The following is a 19,525-nucleotide window of genomic DNA, read 5'->3' as shown; positions in this document are numbered from 1 at the left end:
GAATCTTTTCACTTCATAATCAATTGGGTTTTCAGACCAAACCCGTTTCTTTTTTTTTTCTTAATGCAAAAAAAAGGAAGCAAAAAAATCAAGGCTCCATTTTTATTATTTACCGTGAAAGCCAGTATATTTATCACATGAGTACAAATAAAATAAATAGTAAAAAACTCAAGATTATTTCTCCAATGGTTTTGAGTATGCTTTTGTTGATCACCTTTGTTGGTTATTGGCTGTACAATCAGTATTACCACGAAAAAAAGAATCTCCAAAGTAATCTTAGTAGCCTATATCATAGTACGAATCAGGATGCTGGATTCATTTTGTATTACAAAAACATATTAAAACCAGCCTTAAATTTTACCGACACTACGAATTATAGCAAACTAAATATTATTGCTGATAAAACTAGTGTGAAAAAAAAGAAGGAATATATTATCGCCTTAAATAAGTTTATCAAATCAAACGAAAAGCACTATACCAAGCTATTTAATACTATTGATAGCAAACTAATGGTACCTGATAGCTTAGATAAAAATTGGTTCTATGATATTTACCGTATTGGTTATAAATATCAGATTTATTCTACTTCAAGAATAAACCCTAATCAACAAGTCACCACTGATACCAGTTATCAATTCTTTCAGAATTTATTCTTGCGAAAACTAAATAAAAAGTTCACGGACATCAAGATAAAAAAAGAAGAAGAGATCGAAAATTTAAATTCGGATAATTTAAATAAGATAAAAAGTCAATTGTTCAAAAGAGGTAAACTGGGCATACTTCTGTATCGAAATGGTAGCGCTAAACCAAAAGTTCTCCTTTTCGACAACTATTTTCTCTACCTAATTTCAATTATACTGCCTCAAATTATATTTGCTTTGGTACTAATAGGCTTCTCTATTTTTGCTTTGGTTTTTGCTTATCGAAGTTATTTAACGCAAATGAGATTGAATCTCTTGCGATCCGATTTTATCAGTAATATTACTCATGAACTAAAGATTCCTGTAGCAACGGCTAAGACTGCTTTGGAAGCAATTCTAAATTTTGGAATTAGCGATGACAAGGAGAAAACCAAATCATACCTTAAGATGGTAGCTCTAGAAATGAATCGTCTAGACAAGCTAACCACAAGAGTTTTGGAACACTCAAGATTGGAAACTCGCCAGCATCTATTGCACAAAGAAGTAACCAACTTAAACGATTTTATCGATCGAATTAGAAATTCTGTTCAAATGATTTATCCTGATTCTGTAAAAATCAATTATGAGAATCCTTCCGAGATAATTACATTGCCTATTGATCAGGTTTATATTGAAGGTGTAATTCGCAATCTTATTGACAATAGCATTAAATATGGCGGCAAAGGCGTAAATATCAAAGCGAAATTATGGCAAAATGAAAATCAGGTTTTTATTTCGATTGAAGACAATGGACCTGGAATCGCAAAAGAATATATCGATAAAGTTTTTGATCAATTTTTTAGAGTACCAATAGGGAATCAGCATAATGTTAAAGGATTTGGTCTTGGCTTAAGCTTTGCAGCTTTGGTAATGCAACAACACAATGGGAAAATATCTGTAGAAAATTTGAAAGAAAAAGGCTGCAGATTCACGTTAAAATTCACACGGTCTTGAAAACAAAAATACTTTATATTGAAGATGAACCCAATTTAGGTAAAATCGTTTACGATACTTTATTGCTTCGTGATTTTGATGTGGTTTGGGAAAAAGATGGTGGGCTAGTTATGCCTCATTTCGAAAGTTTTAATCCTGATTTGTGTGTACTTGACATTATGCTCCCAAATTTAGATGGCTATTCTCTTTGCGAGCAAATAAGAAGCAAATATCCTAGCTTGCCAATTATCTTTTTAACAGCAAAAACTGAAACAGCCGATTTGGTAAAAGGATTTGAGGCTGGTGGTACTGATTATATGCGAAAGCCTTTTAGCATTGAAGAATTAATTGCACGTATCCAAAATCAATTGCAATTGCTTCAGGTCAGTGTTAAAGAGAAGTCCATTTCAGATCTCGATTTTTCAGAACAGATCGAAATTGGGAAATACGCATATTTCCCAAAGCAATACGAATTAAAGGCTCCTTCCGGAAGCATCAAACTATCGAGCAGAGAAGGTGATTTATTGCACTTTTTAGTAGGCAATGGCAACCATATTTCCCAGCGCAAAGAAATTTTATTAAAAATTTGGGGCGATGATTCCTTTTTCAACTCTCGAAACCTAGATGTTTACATCAAAAAACTTAGAAACTATTTTAAAGAAGATTCTAATGTGGAAATTCAGACTCTAAGGGGAAAAGGATATTTGTTTATCGTTAAAAATCAGCAATAAGAAAGGGCTATCCATTATATTTGGACAGCCCTTAATTGAGTTAATATTTTAATTTACATGCCACCAATATTTTCTTGCCATTTCCAGGCAGAAAGTAAAGTTTCATCTAAAGTACTTTCTGCTTTCCAACCTAACTCTTCATTAGCGAAAGTTGTGTCTGCATAAATTTGCTCAATATCACCTGCGCGGCGAGCAACGATTTTATGAGGAACTTTCTCTCCTGTTGCTCTTTGGAATGATTCGATGATTTCTAAAACAGAAACACCATTACCTGTTCCTACATTGAAATATTCACAGTTTGCTTTATTCTTATCATTTAACAAACGCTCGATTGCTACAACATGAGCTTTAGCCAAATCAACGACGTGAATGTAATCACGAATAGCAGATCCATCAGGCGTATTATAATCGTCTCCAAATACACTTAACTCCGGGCGAATTCCTGCTACTGTTTGCGTTAGGAAAGGTATTAGGTTATTCGGAACACCCAATGGCAATTCACCTATTTTAGCTGTTGCGTGTGCTCCAATTGGATTGAAATATCTTAAGGCAATTCCCTTTAATTCAGGGTAAGCATTCAGGGTATCGCGAATAATATCTTCACAGATACTCTTGGTATTTCCGTATGGCGATTCCGCTTCTTTACGAGGCGTTTGCTCTGTTACAGGCAATTTATCCGGCTGACCATAAACGGTACAAGATGATGAGAATACCAAATTAGGAACCTTATACTCTATCATGCACGACATGATATTCATTAATGTATTAAGATTATTGTTGTAATACATTAATGGTTTTTCTACTGATTCACCAACAGCTTTCGATGCAGCAAAATGAATAATAGCTTCTAAGTTTGAATATTTCTGAAAGAAAGCATTCACTTTTTGAGAATCAGTTAAGTCAAACTGCTCAAACTTCGGAAGTATACCAGTAATTTCTTTAATCTGGTCAAGGACTTCAATCTTCGAATTTGAAAGATTATCTACAATAACCACATCGTAACCATTGTTTTGTAATTCAACAACTGTATGCGATCCAATAAAACCAGTACCACCGGTAACAAGAATTTGTTTACTCATTTATTAAAATTTAATCTTATTATTCAATAGCAAAATTAAGTTAGGTATTTGGTAAAAACAACAATAGTGAAGTTTAAAAGTCAATAAAGACCATATTCTTCACTATTGTTTAAACTAACTATGTGATCTGATTTTAATGAACGTTTAATTGTCCTTTAGAGTTTGCTTTTATCAGGTTTCGAACTTCTGTAGTTCCTGCACCCTTCATTGTTAAATCAACTGGCGCGTTCGTTTTCCATGCACCTCTTGTAAAATCAGGAATTTCAATAGAATTTGATTTGTTTGCAATAGACCATTCACTTAATGGAGTTATACAGCTCCAAGATGCTGCATCGTAAACATCCATATCCATTGGTAAGCCATTTCGCAAGCAATCAATTAATCGCCAATCCATGACAAAATCCATGCCACCATGACCACCAACTTGTTTGGCCATTTCACCTACTCTTCGGATCATTTCAGGCGTATATTTATCTTCCAATTCTTTCATCTTTGCATCGTCAACCAAATTATGTCCGAAAGCAATGTGTTGCTTAGGCCATTTTTGAGCAAAACATTTGGTTCCACTCAACATGTGAATACGAGAATAAGGACGCGGTGAGCTAATGTCATGCTGAATCATGATGGTACGACCTTTATTGGTACGAATCATTTGTAAATCCATGTTCCCGCGCATTTCCCATCCAACAAACTGCTCGAAAAATGGATCCTCTTTCGCTTTTTCAGCAATTCGATGTTTCAAGGTAAAATCATCAGACATCATAGACGTCAAATAATCCATCTTATCTCCACGATTGATATTCATAGCTTGACAAATTGGTCCCAATCCATGAGTCGGATATACATTTGCCTTGCGCTTGTTTTCATGCATCCTCCACATTTTGGTGTAAGCGCCATCTGTCATTTTATCGTCTTTTGGCTTATTGAAATGCCAATAATCCAAATCGTGAATGTAAGCTCCTTCACCATGTACTAAATCTCCAAACACACCTTGACGAGACATATTTAAAGTCAACATTTCAAAGAAATCATAGCAACAATTTTCTAAAATAACACAATGCTTTTTGGTACGCTCTGATGTTTCAACCATTTGCCAGCATTCGTCCATTGTTTTAGCAGTAGAAACTTCAACAGCCGCATGACTGTCAGCTTCCATTGCAGCGATAGCCACAGGCACGTGCCATTCCCATGGTGTAGCTATATAAACAAGATCAACCAAACCACTTTCACACAATTCCTTGAATCCTAAATCACCTCCAACAAATTCTTTGGCTTTTGGTAAACCTGCATCTGATAGAATTTTTTGCCCACCATCAACAGCAGCTTGCCTAATATCACAAAGAGCTGTTATTTCGACACCTTCGATATAAGTCATTCTTTTTACTGCTCCTGAACCACGATCACCAATTCCTACGAATCCTACACGAACTGTATCCAATTTAGGTGCAGCGTAACCACACATATTAAAATTCATTTTAGGATTCTTTCCTGCTGATTCCTTAATATGTGATAATTTGCTTACATCCTTTTCTCCACTGCATGCAGCTAAAGGTGCAGCTGCTAGAACTCCCGCTCCTAATGCCAAGTTCCCAAGAAATGACCTCCTGTTTTGTGCCATAATATCTATTTTTTGATTTGTCTTTTTATTCAATTCATTTCATCAATCAAGCATTACTCTTTTTTTACGGTAAGCTATCAAAATCAATTATTGGTTCCTCTCCAGTTTTTTCTCTTGTATGATATGTATCAAAAGGAACCCTTTCGTTAAAGAAACCACAGTTTTTCAAATAAAACGTTCCATCTTCTACTCCTCCAGCATAATCCAAACGAGCATCTTTTCGTGCTGTTGCATCAGCAGTAAACTTAGCCTCGTGTAATTCAATCCATTCTTTTTCTGTATTCAAAACCCATTGATTTGAATAGTTAGCTTTACGACTAACTGGCCCCATTTCGGTTATGAAATTCTCCAGAAATGAATGAGGTCGAGTAAGATATGTCGATGTCTTCGGTCTTCTAAAGCTAGCGATTAATTCCCATTCCCCTTTTTCAGGAGTAAAGAAATAAGCTGTATAATCCGTAGAATTATTAACCGAAGGACGACCTTTTAATAAAAATCGATAAGTCTGATCCGATTTCCAATTAAACACTTTATAGCTCTGGCCTCCAGATCCTTCATTCCCAAACTCTCCAGTGGTTACATTTTCACCTTTTTTCAATAAAATAATCTTTTCATCTTCTGGAATAGTATTTGGATCATCGGTTACGTATGAACTCCAAACAGAGAATAAAATCCTTCTCTCACTTTCCGAATTCACCTGAATACCAAAGTAGCCTTCTCCAAATCCATTCGCCATAAAATAAGAACCTATAATGTCTTCTCCTTTAGGCACAGTAATTTCATTGTAAAACCATTCAACATCCCCTGTATTTTCAGGAACCTGATATCCCAAATGAACAGATGGTCCACGTCTACCCCAATAAAAATCATCTTTTACAAAATCAGTACCTTCTGATGTTGCTTCTCCACCTATTACAAGATGAGATACTTCTCCAAAAAATTCATCTGTTTTAGAAATCCCTTGCAAATCAATCTGCACATATCCACTTTCAACAATATCAAATTCGCCAACAGGAATTAGTGTTGATATCGTATCCTTTATTGTTACTTCTTTATTTGTATTGCCAATTTTCACATTCACTTTTGATAAACCGTGAGTAATTTTGGCCTTTATCCCTAGACTTAACTTTCCAGCACCATTTACTCTGACATAAGTTCGAATTAAATTCGACTTTTTAGACCAATTGGTAAGTCCAGAGTCTGAAATCATTTCCTTGTTCAAAGAAATGTCATTAACAAGCCAAGCATTCCCACAAAGAGGTACTTCTATTTCTAATTTATCGATTGTCTTTGAGGCTTCCTTTTTTGTACTTGTCGAACAAGCGGATAAAAAACAAAGCATCAAAAGAGAGTACAATATTGAATTTCTAGTTATTCTCATTTATCTTATTTTTATAATCTCAAAAATGATAAATATTCTAATTAAAGAAGTGGACATATTCAGCTAGAAAGTCGAATTTTTCATATGCAACTATCTATCAACACTTTAGCCACTCGAACGCTAGTGCTTTTCATCAAAAATTGTATGATTTAGAATACCGGTTTTATGGTAAAACCAAATTGATAATTTGCTGCAGGTACAGAATATTCTTTATAAGGTGTTGCTCCCCATGAATTATCTCCTGCGACCCCCATTTGTTTAAGATCCAGAGTCACAAAAATCCCATTCTTTTTCACAATATCATTGGTATGTCTAAAATCAGTATGTGTTACCTGATCAAAATCTTCAATTGGATTGTGAAGAGCTGAGAATCCAAGTTTTGACTGGCCTGTTATACGAATACCAAAACCATTTTCATTCCTTAGTTCAAACCATCTCACATCAGTTTTGTATCCATTCTCTTGTGGTCGAACGTAATTGAAATACTGATCTTTCACCTTACTATCGTATTTCCCTACAAATGTCCCATTGTTGCGATCACAATAATTTTCGTGAGGACCTCGTCCAAAATATTCTAGGTTTTCGAAGTTTACAGGCAGTTCACATCTCATTCCAAAGCGTGGCATATCTGGTAAATCTTGCCCGCCTTTCACAAAGGAACTTACAAGTTGAATTGTACCATCTCCATCAATGGTATACTTAACTGTTTGTATTGATTTAACAGCAGCTAAATCATAAGTAGCAATTAACTCAATCTGATTCTCTCTAGTTTGAGAAATTTTAAAGTCATCCAATTTTAATGATTGAGAAACATCTCTCCAAACACCCAAGCGTTTAATCATGTTGCTCCCCTTATCGTTATCATTACAAGGACGCCAGAAATTTACGCTAAACCCTTTCTGAAACAATTCCATACCATTGATCCGGTAGGACAAAATTTCACCATTGGATTTATCGAAATTGATCTTGAAATTTTCACCCAGCACTTCAATTTCTTCTTCATTCTCAGAAAATTCCAATGCGGTGCTTAAAAGCTCATCTGTTTTCTCCACCTTTGATTCCATTAACTGGAATTGCTCATGTGCGACCTCAAATCCTTTTTTCCTAAAGGGTTTTTCTTCCTTTAACACAACGGAAAAATCGATAAAATACTCCACTCCTGCTTCTGCTTTAAAAGTTTTAACTGGAAGCGTTATTGTTTTACTATTGTGCGGAGCTAAATTAAAATCTTCAAGTTTCCCATCTTTTACCTTCACTCCATTCGCAGATAAAACCCACCTGATTTCATACTTACTCAAATCGATAAAGTCATGAAAATTAGTCACTTTAAATGTTCTATCATCAAGATCTTCGGTTAAAATTCGAACGTACTGATAAGCGTATTTCACTTCCCACATGGCTGGTTGTGGCGTATAATCTGCAGAAATAATTCCATTTACAAGAAAATTATCATCGGATGGAGTTCCTTTGGGTCCATAATCACCACCGTATGCCCAGAAAGAATTACCATTTTCATCCTTTTTCACCAAAACTTGATCAATCCAATCCCAGATATAACCCCCTTGGAGCTGGGTGTTCTTTTCATCATAAATTACATTCCATAAATCAACCAAATTACCAGTACTATTGCCCATTGCGTGAGAATACTCACTAATAATCATTGGTAAACTTTGCTTTTTAGAAGCATACTTCTTTAAATATTTAGCTCCAGGATACTGAGGACAATAAACATCGGTGTTTTCACCCATAATTGCACGCTCATAATGAATCGGACGAGATGGATCTCTGTGTTTAATCCATTTATAAACAGCTGAAAAATTCTCTCCATCACCTGCTTCATTTCCCATAGACCAAACAATTACACATGGATGATTCTTATCACGCTCTACCATACGAATATTACGATCTAAATGTGCCTCTTTCCAAACAAGATTTTTTGCTAAAGAATGCTCTCCATAATACATCCCATGAGATTCGATATTAGCCTCATTTGTAACGTATAAACCATATTCATTGCACAACTCATAAAATCGTTCATCGTTAGGGTAATGAGAAGTTCTTACAGCATTAATATTGAATTGCTTCATCAGGCTAATTTCCTTAATCATGGCCTCTTCACTCACCACATGTCCTTTAAATTGATCATGTTCATGACGATTAACACCTTTAATTAAAACGGCAACTCCATTGATATAAAAAACAGCATCCTTAATTTCTATTTTACGGAATCCTACTTTAGTTGAAACAATCTCTTTTTCGAGGCCTTTTTTATCTTTTAATAAAATTACCATTGAATACAGATTTGGTGTTTCTGCTGTCCACTTTTTAGGATTTTGAATCTCTTTAGAAAAAGATAGATTCAATAGTGATTTCTTATTGATTTTAGCCTCTTTAACTTCAGAAGCAATCATTTTTCTATTTTCATCAAACAAGCGATATTCTACCTGATAATTTCCTGATTTTAATCCATTAACATGATTCTTTAAATCAACATCCAGAGTCAGCAAACCATTTTTATAATCACTATCCAGATCTGCTTTCACGAAAAAATCCTCAACTCGTACTTTAGGCGTAGAATACAAAAACACATCCCGCTCAATACCACTAATTCTCCAAAAGTCCTGACACTCTAAATAAGATCCATCACTCCATCTGTACACTTCAACTGCAAGCGTATTGCTACCCTTCTGCAGGTATTTTGTAATATCCCATTCTGCCAAAGTTTTACTTCCTTGACTATAGCCCACTTTTTGTCCATTAATCCAGAGGTACATTGCAGATTTAACAGCTCCAAATTGAATAAAAACTTGTCGCCCATCCCAATTCTCTGGAATTGTAAAGTCACGTCTATAGGATCCTACAGGATTGTAATCATGAGGAACTTGCCCAGGGTTCTTAGGGTAAATCTCATCTACAAACTCAATTTCATCCGAAACAGGTGCTTTATAATGAGCAAACTCATACTGATGATTTGTATAAATTGGCACTCCATATCCTTCTACTTCCCAATTTGAGGGAACAAGTATTTCATCCCATGCTTTTACATCAAATTCTGGTTTGTAAAAATCAACAGGACGATCGGCGGGCTTTCTCACCCAATTAAACTTCCAAAGGCCATTTAAACTTCTATAAAAAACTGACTCATTCCTTTTTTTCGAAAGTGCTGCATCTACTGTTTTATATGGCATTAAGGTTGCATGTGCCGCTTCCTTATTTTGATTGAACATTTTAGGGTTTTCCCAATCCAACACTTCTAAATTTGAATCCTGTGCTTGCGCAACAAAACCAAATAAAAGACTTACAAGAAAAAAGGTACTGATATATTTATTTTTCATTTTCATTGATTTTCAATGTTTCAGAAGCAAACAAAAGTTGAATTAATATAAAAATAATCAAAAGGAGAAATCATACAAGCTATTACATATGAACTGAATACTTAACACATTTACACTATCTCCTTAAACCTCTCGAATAATTAAAAACACTTAATCTCAGCCATAGCCGCATATTGCTGGCCATCAAAAGCTGAATTTGCAATAAACTTAAAATAACGAAAACTTTTCTTCTCCACCAGGTTTATATGATGAAGGGTATTGACATCCTTCAATTGAAAATCACCTAAACTTTCCCATTGTGTATTATCTGTACTCACCAATATCTCAATATCCTTAACCTTACGCATACCATCTCTTTGTAGAAAAGAAAAGCCTTTCACATCCAATACTTTATTCATATCAATAACTAAATAATGCGGAAAGGTGGTGGCATTTTGAGACCATCTGGAATGCCAAAAAGTATTTGCATCTCCATCCAAAACGTTGCTCGCAACTTCATTGTTTTCCTCAGAACTAAAGTCGATGACCTGCCAATTAGCTCGGTCATAATTTTCTTTATCACCAAACTCAATTACTGGTTCTCCATTTTTTAAACGATATGAATATGAAAACTTAGAAATCTCGCCATTAGCGTGGCAAAAACGCAATCTTAATACATAAGGCGTATTCTCTTTTTGATGCAATTCATCAATTGGCATTGAAATATTAAATGTATTACCTCCAATTACAGGTGAAGCCCAGCTTACCGCATCGTAATCAGCATTATCGGTTGCAGGATCATTGTAGAAACATACATAATTTACAGATTCATCCGTAGTAAAGGCACCTGATATATTAAGCTGACCATTATTATAAGATGCTGATATATTATTAATCTGAAGAGAAACTGACGTATAAAACACATCCTCATAATCACTAATAACCTGGCAATTATTAAGAATTGCGCAACTCGCTTCAGTCAAAAACGTAGGTGTCTTCCCATAGGTATAATTACCACTTCCCATCAATGCTGTTCCCTTTGATTTTATAACCGTTTCCGATAGTTTTTCTTTATTATGAGGAAGGTTTAGTCCGTGTCCTAACTCATGCAATAAACCACCAATATACTTGGTCGCATCATTCCCTCTTTTGCTATTCTTTCCAAAATACTTAACATCCATCTCTGTATAATCTAATGCGAAACAATAACGTCCCCAACCATAAAAAGGCACATCTGGATTATCATGATCTACGACTGGGGTAAGAATAAGGGTATGTTCACTATTTTTTTCACCGGCATTAGCTGCAAAATATGCATCAACTTCTTCAATAACCTTTGCTCCACCACCTTCATATGGGTAATTTAAAGTAGGATACTTTCCATTCAAATAAATTATTTTCACACGATCTTTAGACTGATCAACTAGCATGTTGAACGTTTTATTTCCAAAACCATACCCCTGCATATTATTTTTATAGAACTCCTGACCATGCAACAGAATCTCACTTAGCCTTCGATGTGACTCTTTTCGTTCTTCTACATCTGTAGGTATAAAATACACAACGTTTAAATTATATTCCTTTTCTGAAGTGTATTTGAAGCTTTCTTCTTCTTCCGGTTTAGGGTCTTCAATCTCAGGAGTATCATCTTTTGAACATCCAGTAAAAAGAACAAGTAAAAGGAGAAAACAATAAACAGAAATTATAAGATAGAATGATTTCATTTTTTCTTTTTAATAGTCAATAATTGCTTAATTACTGCGTCCATAAAACAGGAAGTAAATAGAACGCAAAAAAAGGCCGTCTTGCATTGAAATTTGGACGGCCTTTTACTAATACTATTTTTTTATTCTAAAATATAGGTTGCTATTTCCGCCATGGCTGCATTATTTGTTCCATCATGAGACTCTTTTGCTATAAACTTGAAATAGCGAAATGCTTTTGTTCCACTCAAATGAATATATTGATGTTTGGTTATTTTTTCAAGAACATAATCTCCCAAACTCTCCCAACTTGTATTATCATCACTCACTTGAATTTCTATTTTCTTAACTGTTCTGGATAGATTCTGTCTTTGTGTAAAACTAAAACCATCAACAGTATTCACTTGTCCCATATCAATGGTGATATTATGCGGAGCCGTTGCCGTGCAGGAACCAGACCAGCATGAGTGCCAATAAGTATCCTTGTCACCATCAAGCACATCTATAGCACGACCTGTATCTCCCTCGCCACCTTGATCTTCCTGACTACTATAATCAACAATCGACCAACTTGTCCTATCCATCAAAGTTTGTGTTGAACTGTTGATTGAAGGGACTTCCAATTTTGAAAAATCAACATCAGGAGTTATCCCTTTAGCTGTTCTTGAAAATGAAGTATTGGGAGTCTCATTATCGCTGAAAAACCCACAATTTCTAAGATAAAAATGGTCCCCTTCTTTTCCACCATCATAATCCAATCGTGCGCCATCATTTCCTGTGGCATCTGTTGTAAAAGTTGCTTTGGTCATCTCTGTCCAACTTCCCTGAGTATCATAAATCCATTGGTTCGTATAATTTACCTGTCTGACTTCATCCCCCATTGAGGTATTAAAATTCTCTAAGAAAGAATGCAATCTACTTAGATGTTGTCCCGTCGGGAATGGTCTTCTAAAACTGGCAATCAATTTCCAATCTCCAACCTCTGGTGCATAGAAATAAGCAGTATAATCGATAGAATTATCTGCTTTAGATTCTCCCTTAAGTAAAAATTTATAGGTCGTTCCTGGCTTCCAATCATAAACCCAATAACTTTGAGCTCCTGATCCTTCACCTCCAAATTCTCCAACAGTCACACCACTGCCATAACCAAGAGGCTCAACCGTGTACTCATCTGGAATTTGATTTGGGTCTTGTGTATCGTATGCGCTCCAAACCGAGAATAGAATACGTCTTTCTGTTTCCGAATTAACTTGCATTCCAAAATAACCAGATGAAAATCCATTTGCCATATAATAGGATCCTATTGGATCTTTTCCTACGGGTACCGTTAATTCGTTATAAAACCATGTTATATTTTTATTGGCAGGTTCTTCGAAATTTAAATGCACAGAAGGCCCTCTTCGTCCCCAATAGAACCATTCTTTATCCACGAAACTTATATCAGTATCCCATGATGAAGTTCCTAATAAAATATCCGAAACATCCCCAAAAGAATTACCTTCCTTGCTTATTCCCTCTAACTCTACAAACTGATAACCTATTTTATCAATCGTAAAAGATCCTGCATAGTGTTTTTCCTTACTATCTGATGCCTCAAAATCAACCTGTTTTGTTTCACTACCAAGTGTTATTTTTAGCGTAGTAGCACCAACAAATCTTGCAAGAATACCTACTTCAATTGCTCCCGTTTCTTTTGCATAAAAAAAGGTGCGTATTTTATCATCTGAATTGGTCCAGTTTTTAATTCCGCCTACTACAACTAATTTTTCTGTAGCCGTTGGATTGGAAACAACCCAACTGTTTCCTTCACATGGAACTGATACAACCAAAGCAGTAAGTGGATCTGTTACAGGAATAACTGGATCATCTACCTCATCTTTTTCATCAACTAAATCGGCTTCATCAGATGAACAAGATGGAGCTATTATCAACGCCAAGAGAAAAAAAACAACACTTGTTATTTTTCCAATTTTACTTAAAGCTCTCATTATTTCTATGTTTAATTTATTTTAGTATCCAAAAACTGATATGAATAACCTCAGGGCAAGCCCTGAGGTATCAAAAAGTGTTTACGACGTAAACAAATTAGTTTTCGATCTAAGGATCGAAATAATTAACCACATTCTAACTATGGATTTTGTACTAAATTAGGCTGTGCTAGAATTTGAGCTTCCGGAATATAGTCAACAACACGAGGGCTTGTTGCCGGAACAGTTAATAAAGGATTAGCCCCTCTATCATGTGTTCCTGGATATCTACGATCTAATGTGAGACCATTTCTGAAAATATCGTAACGGCGATGCGCCTCGAAAGCAAGTTCTATACGTCGTTCCTCGAGTATAATTTCCAATAAAGTTCTACCAGCAGGAACTGCTGAATAAGGATCAATATCTGCACGTTTTCTTATTAGGTTCATATCTTCTAATGCCCCTGATGTGTTAGTACCTATTTTAGCACGAGCTTCTGCACGGTTTAGATACATTTCTGCCAAGCGTGAGATCACTGGTGAGAACAATTGAGGTTGTCCTTCCTGATTCGAACATTTTATTACGAAATATTTTGGATACCCTTGTCTTACTGGCATCTTCTTTGTCAATTTCACATAGGTTTTACCACTGATATTCTCACCTTCAGTAATGAAATATTTCGTATTACCATCAACATTTTCTGTTGAAACTGTTTTTGTACCATTGTAGTCATATTCCCAAGTGCCACCATTATTGGTAACCGCATACATTTGGAACATCTTTGAACCCACCGGAGATGATTTGTCATAAGAGTATGTGATTTCATAATCGTTACCAGCCTCATATTGAGGATCAATGAATTTATGTCTTCTGTCCGTAGGATTTTGATCAAGTAAATTCCTTAATGGCTCAGAAGCATACATTTCTCCCCAACCTACACCATCAATTGTAGCATACATACCACCAAAGGCATACCAATTGTAATCATCTTCATCTTTTAGTGCTCTACATGCAAAAATAATTTCAGAATTCTTCTCAGGTACCATGGTTGGGAAGGTTTCATAATCAGAACCTTCCAATAATGCAAAGTTGTTTGATTCAATTACTTTGGTAGCATACTCTTCTGCCTTTGCATTATCCTCCATATATAAATAAACTCTGGACAATAAGGCATTGGCAGCCTGTTCAGATGCATATATATTATATTCTGATTCAATTCTTTTAAATTCACTCATAAACTCTGCAGCCTTCAACAAGTCACTTAAAATTAAATCATAAACCTCCTTAACAGTAGCACGGGGAGGTAAATTATCTGCATCTGGTTCAGCATCCAATATAAGTGGAACACCCAGGTTAGAACTTGGATCTTGAGTATATGGTCGTCCCCAAATATTTACCAAATTGAAATAAAAGAAAGCACGGAGGTAATACATCTCACCAATAACGTGATTCAAACGAGGCGTTCCTGATTCTGCCTTGGCAATAACTTTATTTGCATTCACAATCCCCTTATAACAACCAGACCATAAACTATTCAAATGACCATTTGTTGGGGTATGTTGATAATTGTACATATAGAATAAATGATCAGTTGTTGTTCCACTTAATGCTATATTATCACCACCAAATTCACCATGAAAATGGTAAGGGCGCATAAATTCATTCTTTTTCAATAATGCATAAGTACCTAAAGCTGCTGCTTCGATACCTAATTCGTCTGCAAATACTTTATCATCTGATAAATCCTGAAATGGCTCTCTGGTGATATCACAAGCACTAAAAGAAATTGCTATCAGAATCGCAATAAAAGAATATATATTTTTCATTTTCATCTTTTTAATCATTAATAATCTTTACTTATTAAAAGGCTATTTTTACGCCTGCCATAATTTTTTTTGCCATAGGATATAAAGCACCAATTTCAGGGTCCATACCTGACCAATCAGTTAATGTAATTAGATTGTCTGCACTGACGTAAACTGAAGCACTTGATATCTTAAGCAAGTTTGATACATTTTTAGGAAGGTTGTATGCCAAAGTTACATTACGTAATCGGATATAACTTGCATCTTCTAAATATCGTGATGAGTTTTTATTTGCATTAACTCCTCCGTTAAATGATTTTGGGTGAGTCGCAACATCTCCTGGTTTTTCCCAACGATTCCAGTCGTCATGCAAATTCATACTATTAAAAGAAGCATAAGAGCCATCGCTATCAAATAATTCTCTATTGCTGTTATATCTATGAATACCTTGAACAAAACTAATGTTAGCAGATAAGGTGAAATTATCAAAAGTAAATTTATTGAGGATACCGCCTGTATATGTTGGCGTACCTTTGGTTCCAGTATACTGCAAGGTAGCATCAGCGTAATCTGAAGTTAAACTAATTGTTTCAGTGCCATCCTCGTTTTCCGTAACTTTTTCCCAAAGAGGCTCACCGTTTGCAGGATTTGCACCATACCAGATACGTTGGTATTGTGCATCCATATCGTGTCCTTTTTCAATTCTAGTATTACCTTTTGTATAGGCTTTATCTTCGTATATTTCTTCAACCCTGTTTTTGTTGTATGCCAAATTCAAAGTCATATCCCACTTAAATCTGGAAGTTTTAATGATCTCAGGTGAAACAGTTAATTCATATCCTTTGTTAGTAACACGTCCGACATTCATCCATATGCCACTATAACCTGTCAATGCAGGAAGTGGAACATAGGTTAACAGGTTATCACTATTCTTATAATATAAGTCTAAGTTTATACTGACACGGTCGAATAATCTGGTATTGATTGCTGTGTTGTAACTGGTTACTTTTTCCCAACTAATATCAGGGTTTCCTTTTTGATAAGGTGTAGCAGCACTATTTCCATTATATTGATCAACAAAGGCAAAGTATCCAAGATATTGAAATCCTGAGGGAGCATTACCTACCTGTCCCATACTGGCAGACCATTTTAATACGTTTAACCATTCTACTCCTTGCAGAAATTCTTCGCTATGGGCATTCCAACCTAAACTGGCTGACCAGAAATTACCATATTGCCTGTTTGGACCAAAGCTACTTGAACCTTGCCTATTAAACGAAGCAGTAGCCAAGTAACGATCATCATAAGCATATTGTAAATTCACAAGCGTACTTTGTTTGGCACTTTCACTTTTGTATCCGCCCACTTCAAGAGCTTCAGCAGTGGTATTAAGTACACGAAGACCTGCTGCAACACCTTTACCTGTGGCTTTGGCGTCATCATAATGGTAATCGCTATACTCCCATGCAACAAACGCATTCAATGCATGAAGACCAATAGTCTTGTTAAATCGAAGCATTTGATTGGTAAAACGTCTTTGGCTAAAACTATAACTATCATATAAGGTTCCTCTATCTGCTTGTCCACTCACAGAACGAGGGTCAGTATACGATTCAGAATGCCCAAAATTAAGAGCGATATTATTCATCGAAGCAAATGTCAACCATTCGTTAATTTTATAATCAAAACCGATATTTGCACGAAGATTATTGCTACGTGATGTGCCGTAATTGTATTGCAAATCGTATAGGTAATTATTTTCGTCTCTACCATACCAAACTTTATTGTTTGCGAGTAAGTATTCTTTACCACTATCAACTCTTGGATCTAAAACAGAACCATCTGGCAAATAAGCTTCATCCCATGGCATATAAGTAAACATTGAATATGTAGAATGCTGCTGGTTTTTTGTCGTACGATAATCGCCAGATAAATTGACTTTAATCTTAAGGCGTTCAGTTGCATTTATGTCAAAGTTGGCAATAGCCGAATAACGTTCATAGTCGTATCCTTTTAAAGCACCAGTCTCATTATAATAAGTACCAGACAAATAGGCCATCATTTTTTCGGTTCCACCAGTATAATTAACGTTATACTCTTGTGCTTTCCCAGTTTGAGTCGCAATGTCCATCCAGTTTGTATCTGTATTTAATACATCCTCGGTAACATTGGGGTTCCATGTTTTTTGATAATCATATAATTCCTGAGAATTCATTACGGAGAAATTCCCGGTGTTAAATGTGGTATATCCGTAAGTCGCATTGACGTTAATTTTGGACTCACCTTTCTTGGCTCTTTTTGTTTGTAGTAGAATTACCCCATTAGCAGCCAGAGATCCATACAAAGCTGTCGCTGAAGCATCTTTTAGTATGGTCATACTCTCAATATCAGCAGGACTATAGCCAGGGTCAGAATTACCCATTATAATACCATCAACCACCCAAAGAGGTGATGTTGTACCTGACAAGGACCCTTTACCACGTATGGTGATTTCTGTACTTGAACCAGGTCTTCCACTACGTGATGATGCGTTCACACCAGCAACTTTACCTTGAAGCATAGATGCTACATTCGATACAAAAACATCTTTTAGGTCATCACTGTCTAACGCTACGGCTGAACCCGTTAAATTTGATTTCTTTGTCGTTCCATAGGCAATAACCATAACCTCATCAAGATCACTGGTCGCACTTTTCAGGCTAACATTAATAGTTGTCTGGCCATTAAGTGGTACTTCCTGTGGCTCATAGCCAATAAATGAAAAAACTAAAATAGCATCAGACTGTTCCACTTTTAAAGTATAATCTCCATTCATATCAGTTGAAGCACCCTGGGTAGTTCCTTTTATTATAATACTAACACCTGGTAATGATTCCTGATTGGCATTATCTATCACTTTCCCTTTTACCTCAACTGTTTGTGCACTTGCAATAGCCGTAAAAAACAGCATGAAAATGAACAAACTTATTATTTTTTGAATGCCGGAAGTATTGGTACTTATTTTATTTTTTATATTATTTCGATAGAAATCGATTTGTCGCAAATATCTCATAATTATTATCTTAAATCTTAATTAGATAAATAAACTAGTATACATGTTGTTTTAATTATTCTACATCAACACCCTTTTAAAAAGGTAGCATACCATCTTCAAACACTTTTAGCTCAGCCATACACGTAGAGCTAGAAGCAGGTGTTTTTGTATCAATTACTCTAATTCTAAAATATTTAGAAGAGTAATTCTTATCAAGTGACACAGCATTCCATTCAGGATTTAATAAAACATTATCTAGCCTGTCTGAGGTCCATACGGTTGTGTAAGTGGTGCCATCTGAACTGGTTTGCACATCGAATTGAGCGGGGTTATTGCCTCTTGCATACGCGTCTCTGGTTGCGAATTCGAAACCTCCAATATCTTTAGCTTCGGCAAATGTAATTTGAATATGGTGAGGAAGGGGTTCTACACCACTTGACCAAGCCGAATGCCAATACGTGTTCAAATCACCATCAACAAGATTTGGCTTAGGTCCTTCTGAGCCTTCCTGTGTATAAGTGTCAATCATTTCATTTGTTAGTGTATGGTAAGTTTTTCCTGCTTTCGAAATAAATGAAATGGTTTCTCCATAAGCGGTACCTGCTGCATTCGATGCATAAGCTCTGGCTTTATAAGCCGTTTTAACAGATAATCCTTTTAGGGTAGCTGAGTAGTTCCAGTCCGCCTCTAAAATACCATCCGGAGTAAATTCACCTACTTCTGCAAAATTATCTGCTACAGTTGGTTCAGCGTCTCCAGTCGTAAAGCAAACCCCCATAGCAAGGATTTTTGATCCGCCGTTGGATGTCACGCTGCCGCTCACAACAGCATCCTGACCTGTGATGTTAGTAACTTCGCCTGTAGTCGTCACTGGTAAGTTGACTGATTCGTCATCGTCACAACTGGTTGTAAAAGAAAAGACAACCATCGCAAATAATAAAAATGCCATCCGCGAAAGATCCATTTTTATAAATTTCTGATAATTACGTTTTTTAACTTTCTGATTCTTCATAAGGTTAGAGTTAGTATTATATTAAAAACTAGGTGTTAGGTTAATTTTATTCCCACATCTATCTCGCAAAATTTCAAGCTAGGCGACTTATTCAACAATGGGAGTTTCAAAATTGGAAAATCACAATTATAAAAAAGTGGACATTTTAGGCTAATAGGTAGACATTTTCTCACAAGCCTATTAAATAGATAGATACACAGGTTTCGAACTCACTATTTGTTTGATTTATTCTTGGTAGGATTAGAGTAGATATCTATTTTTGTTTTAT

At 35.6% G+C, this 19,525-nt stretch carries 11 protein-coding genes; 2 read left to right on the top strand and 9 right to left on the bottom strand.

Features of this window, described 5'->3' with window-relative positions; genetic code table 11:
- Positions 1-137 precede the first annotated feature (137 nt).
- A complete protein-coding gene (locus L3049_RS12370; protein WP_275110131.1) occupies positions 138-1,634 on the top strand; it encodes a sensor histidine kinase in 1,497 nt (498 codons plus the stop codon).
- Positions 1,631-2,344 carry a response regulator transcription factor gene (locus L3049_RS12365; RefSeq protein ID WP_275110130.1) on the top strand — a complete coding sequence of 238 codons (714 nt, stop codon included), beginning with the start codon at positions 1,631-1,633 and terminating at the stop codon, positions 2,342-2,344. The genes L3049_RS12370 and L3049_RS12365 overlap by 4 nt, the downstream gene beginning before the upstream one ends.
- A gap of 53 nt (positions 2,345-2,397) precedes the next feature.
- On the opposite strand, the gene galE is transcribed toward L3049_RS12365, so the two are convergent.
- The 9 genes from galE to L3049_RS12320 all read right to left on the bottom strand — a co-directional run bounded on the left by galE (position 2,398) and on the right by L3049_RS12320 (position 19,257).
- Positions 2,398-3,423: a UDP-glucose 4-epimerase GalE gene (gene galE, locus L3049_RS12360; protein ID WP_275110129.1), complete on the bottom strand. Its 1,026-nt coding sequence runs from the start codon at positions 3,421-3,423 to the stop codon at positions 2,398-2,400.
- 133 nt (positions 3,424-3,556) lie between these two features.
- Positions 3,557-5,041, bottom strand: a complete 1,485-nt coding sequence (locus L3049_RS12355; RefSeq protein WP_275110128.1) for a Gfo/Idh/MocA family protein — start codon at positions 5,039-5,041, stop codon at positions 3,557-3,559.
- Positions 5,042-5,105: 64 nt separating this feature from the next.
- Positions 5,106-6,422 (bottom strand): DUF3472 domain-containing protein, encoded by a 1,317-nt coding sequence (locus tag L3049_RS12350; protein WP_275110127.1) that lies wholly within the window; start codon positions 6,420-6,422, stop codon positions 5,106-5,108.
- A gap of 149 nt (positions 6,423-6,571) precedes the next feature.
- Positions 6,572-9,757: a beta-galactosidase, LacZ type gene (gene lacZ, locus L3049_RS12345; RefSeq protein ID WP_275110126.1), complete on the bottom strand. Its 3,186-nt coding sequence runs from the start codon at positions 9,755-9,757 to the stop codon at positions 6,572-6,574.
- A gap of 140 nt (positions 9,758-9,897) precedes the next feature.
- Complete coding sequence (locus tag L3049_RS12340; protein ID WP_275110125.1) at positions 9,898-11,460, bottom strand: discoidin domain-containing protein; 1,563 nt, start codon at positions 11,458-11,460, stop codon at positions 9,898-9,900.
- A 122-nt stretch (positions 11,461-11,582) separates the two neighbouring features.
- Positions 11,583-13,427, bottom strand: coding sequence for a DUF3472 domain-containing protein (locus L3049_RS12335; protein ID WP_275110124.1), 1,845 nt, complete (start codon positions 13,425-13,427; stop codon positions 11,583-11,585).
- Between the two features lie 140 nt (positions 13,428-13,567).
- Entirely contained in the window at positions 13,568-15,232 is a 1,665-nt protein-coding gene (locus L3049_RS12330; RefSeq protein WP_275110123.1) for a RagB/SusD family nutrient uptake outer membrane protein, read from the bottom strand.
- Positions 15,233-15,266: 34 nt separating this feature from the next.
- The gene (locus tag L3049_RS12325; protein WP_275110122.1) at positions 15,267-18,263 is read right to left on the bottom strand and encodes a SusC/RagA family TonB-linked outer membrane protein; all 2,997 of its coding nucleotides are present in this window, start codon (positions 18,261-18,263) and stop codon (positions 15,267-15,269) included.
- A gap of 76 nt (positions 18,264-18,339) precedes the next feature.
- Positions 18,340-19,257 (bottom strand): discoidin domain-containing protein, encoded by a 918-nt coding sequence (locus tag L3049_RS12320; protein ID WP_275110121.1) that lies wholly within the window; start codon positions 19,255-19,257, stop codon positions 18,340-18,342.
- Between the last annotated feature and the right edge of the window lie 268 nt (positions 19,258-19,525).

It is taken from the genome of Labilibaculum sp. DW002, assembly GCF_029029525.1.
GTDB classification, from domain to species: domain Bacteria; phylum Bacteroidota; class Bacteroidia; order Bacteroidales; family Marinifilaceae; genus Paralabilibaculum; species Paralabilibaculum antarcticum.
The sequence above is the reverse complement of the archived record's forward strand: the minus strand, read 5'-3'. Positions and strand labels throughout refer to the sequence as shown.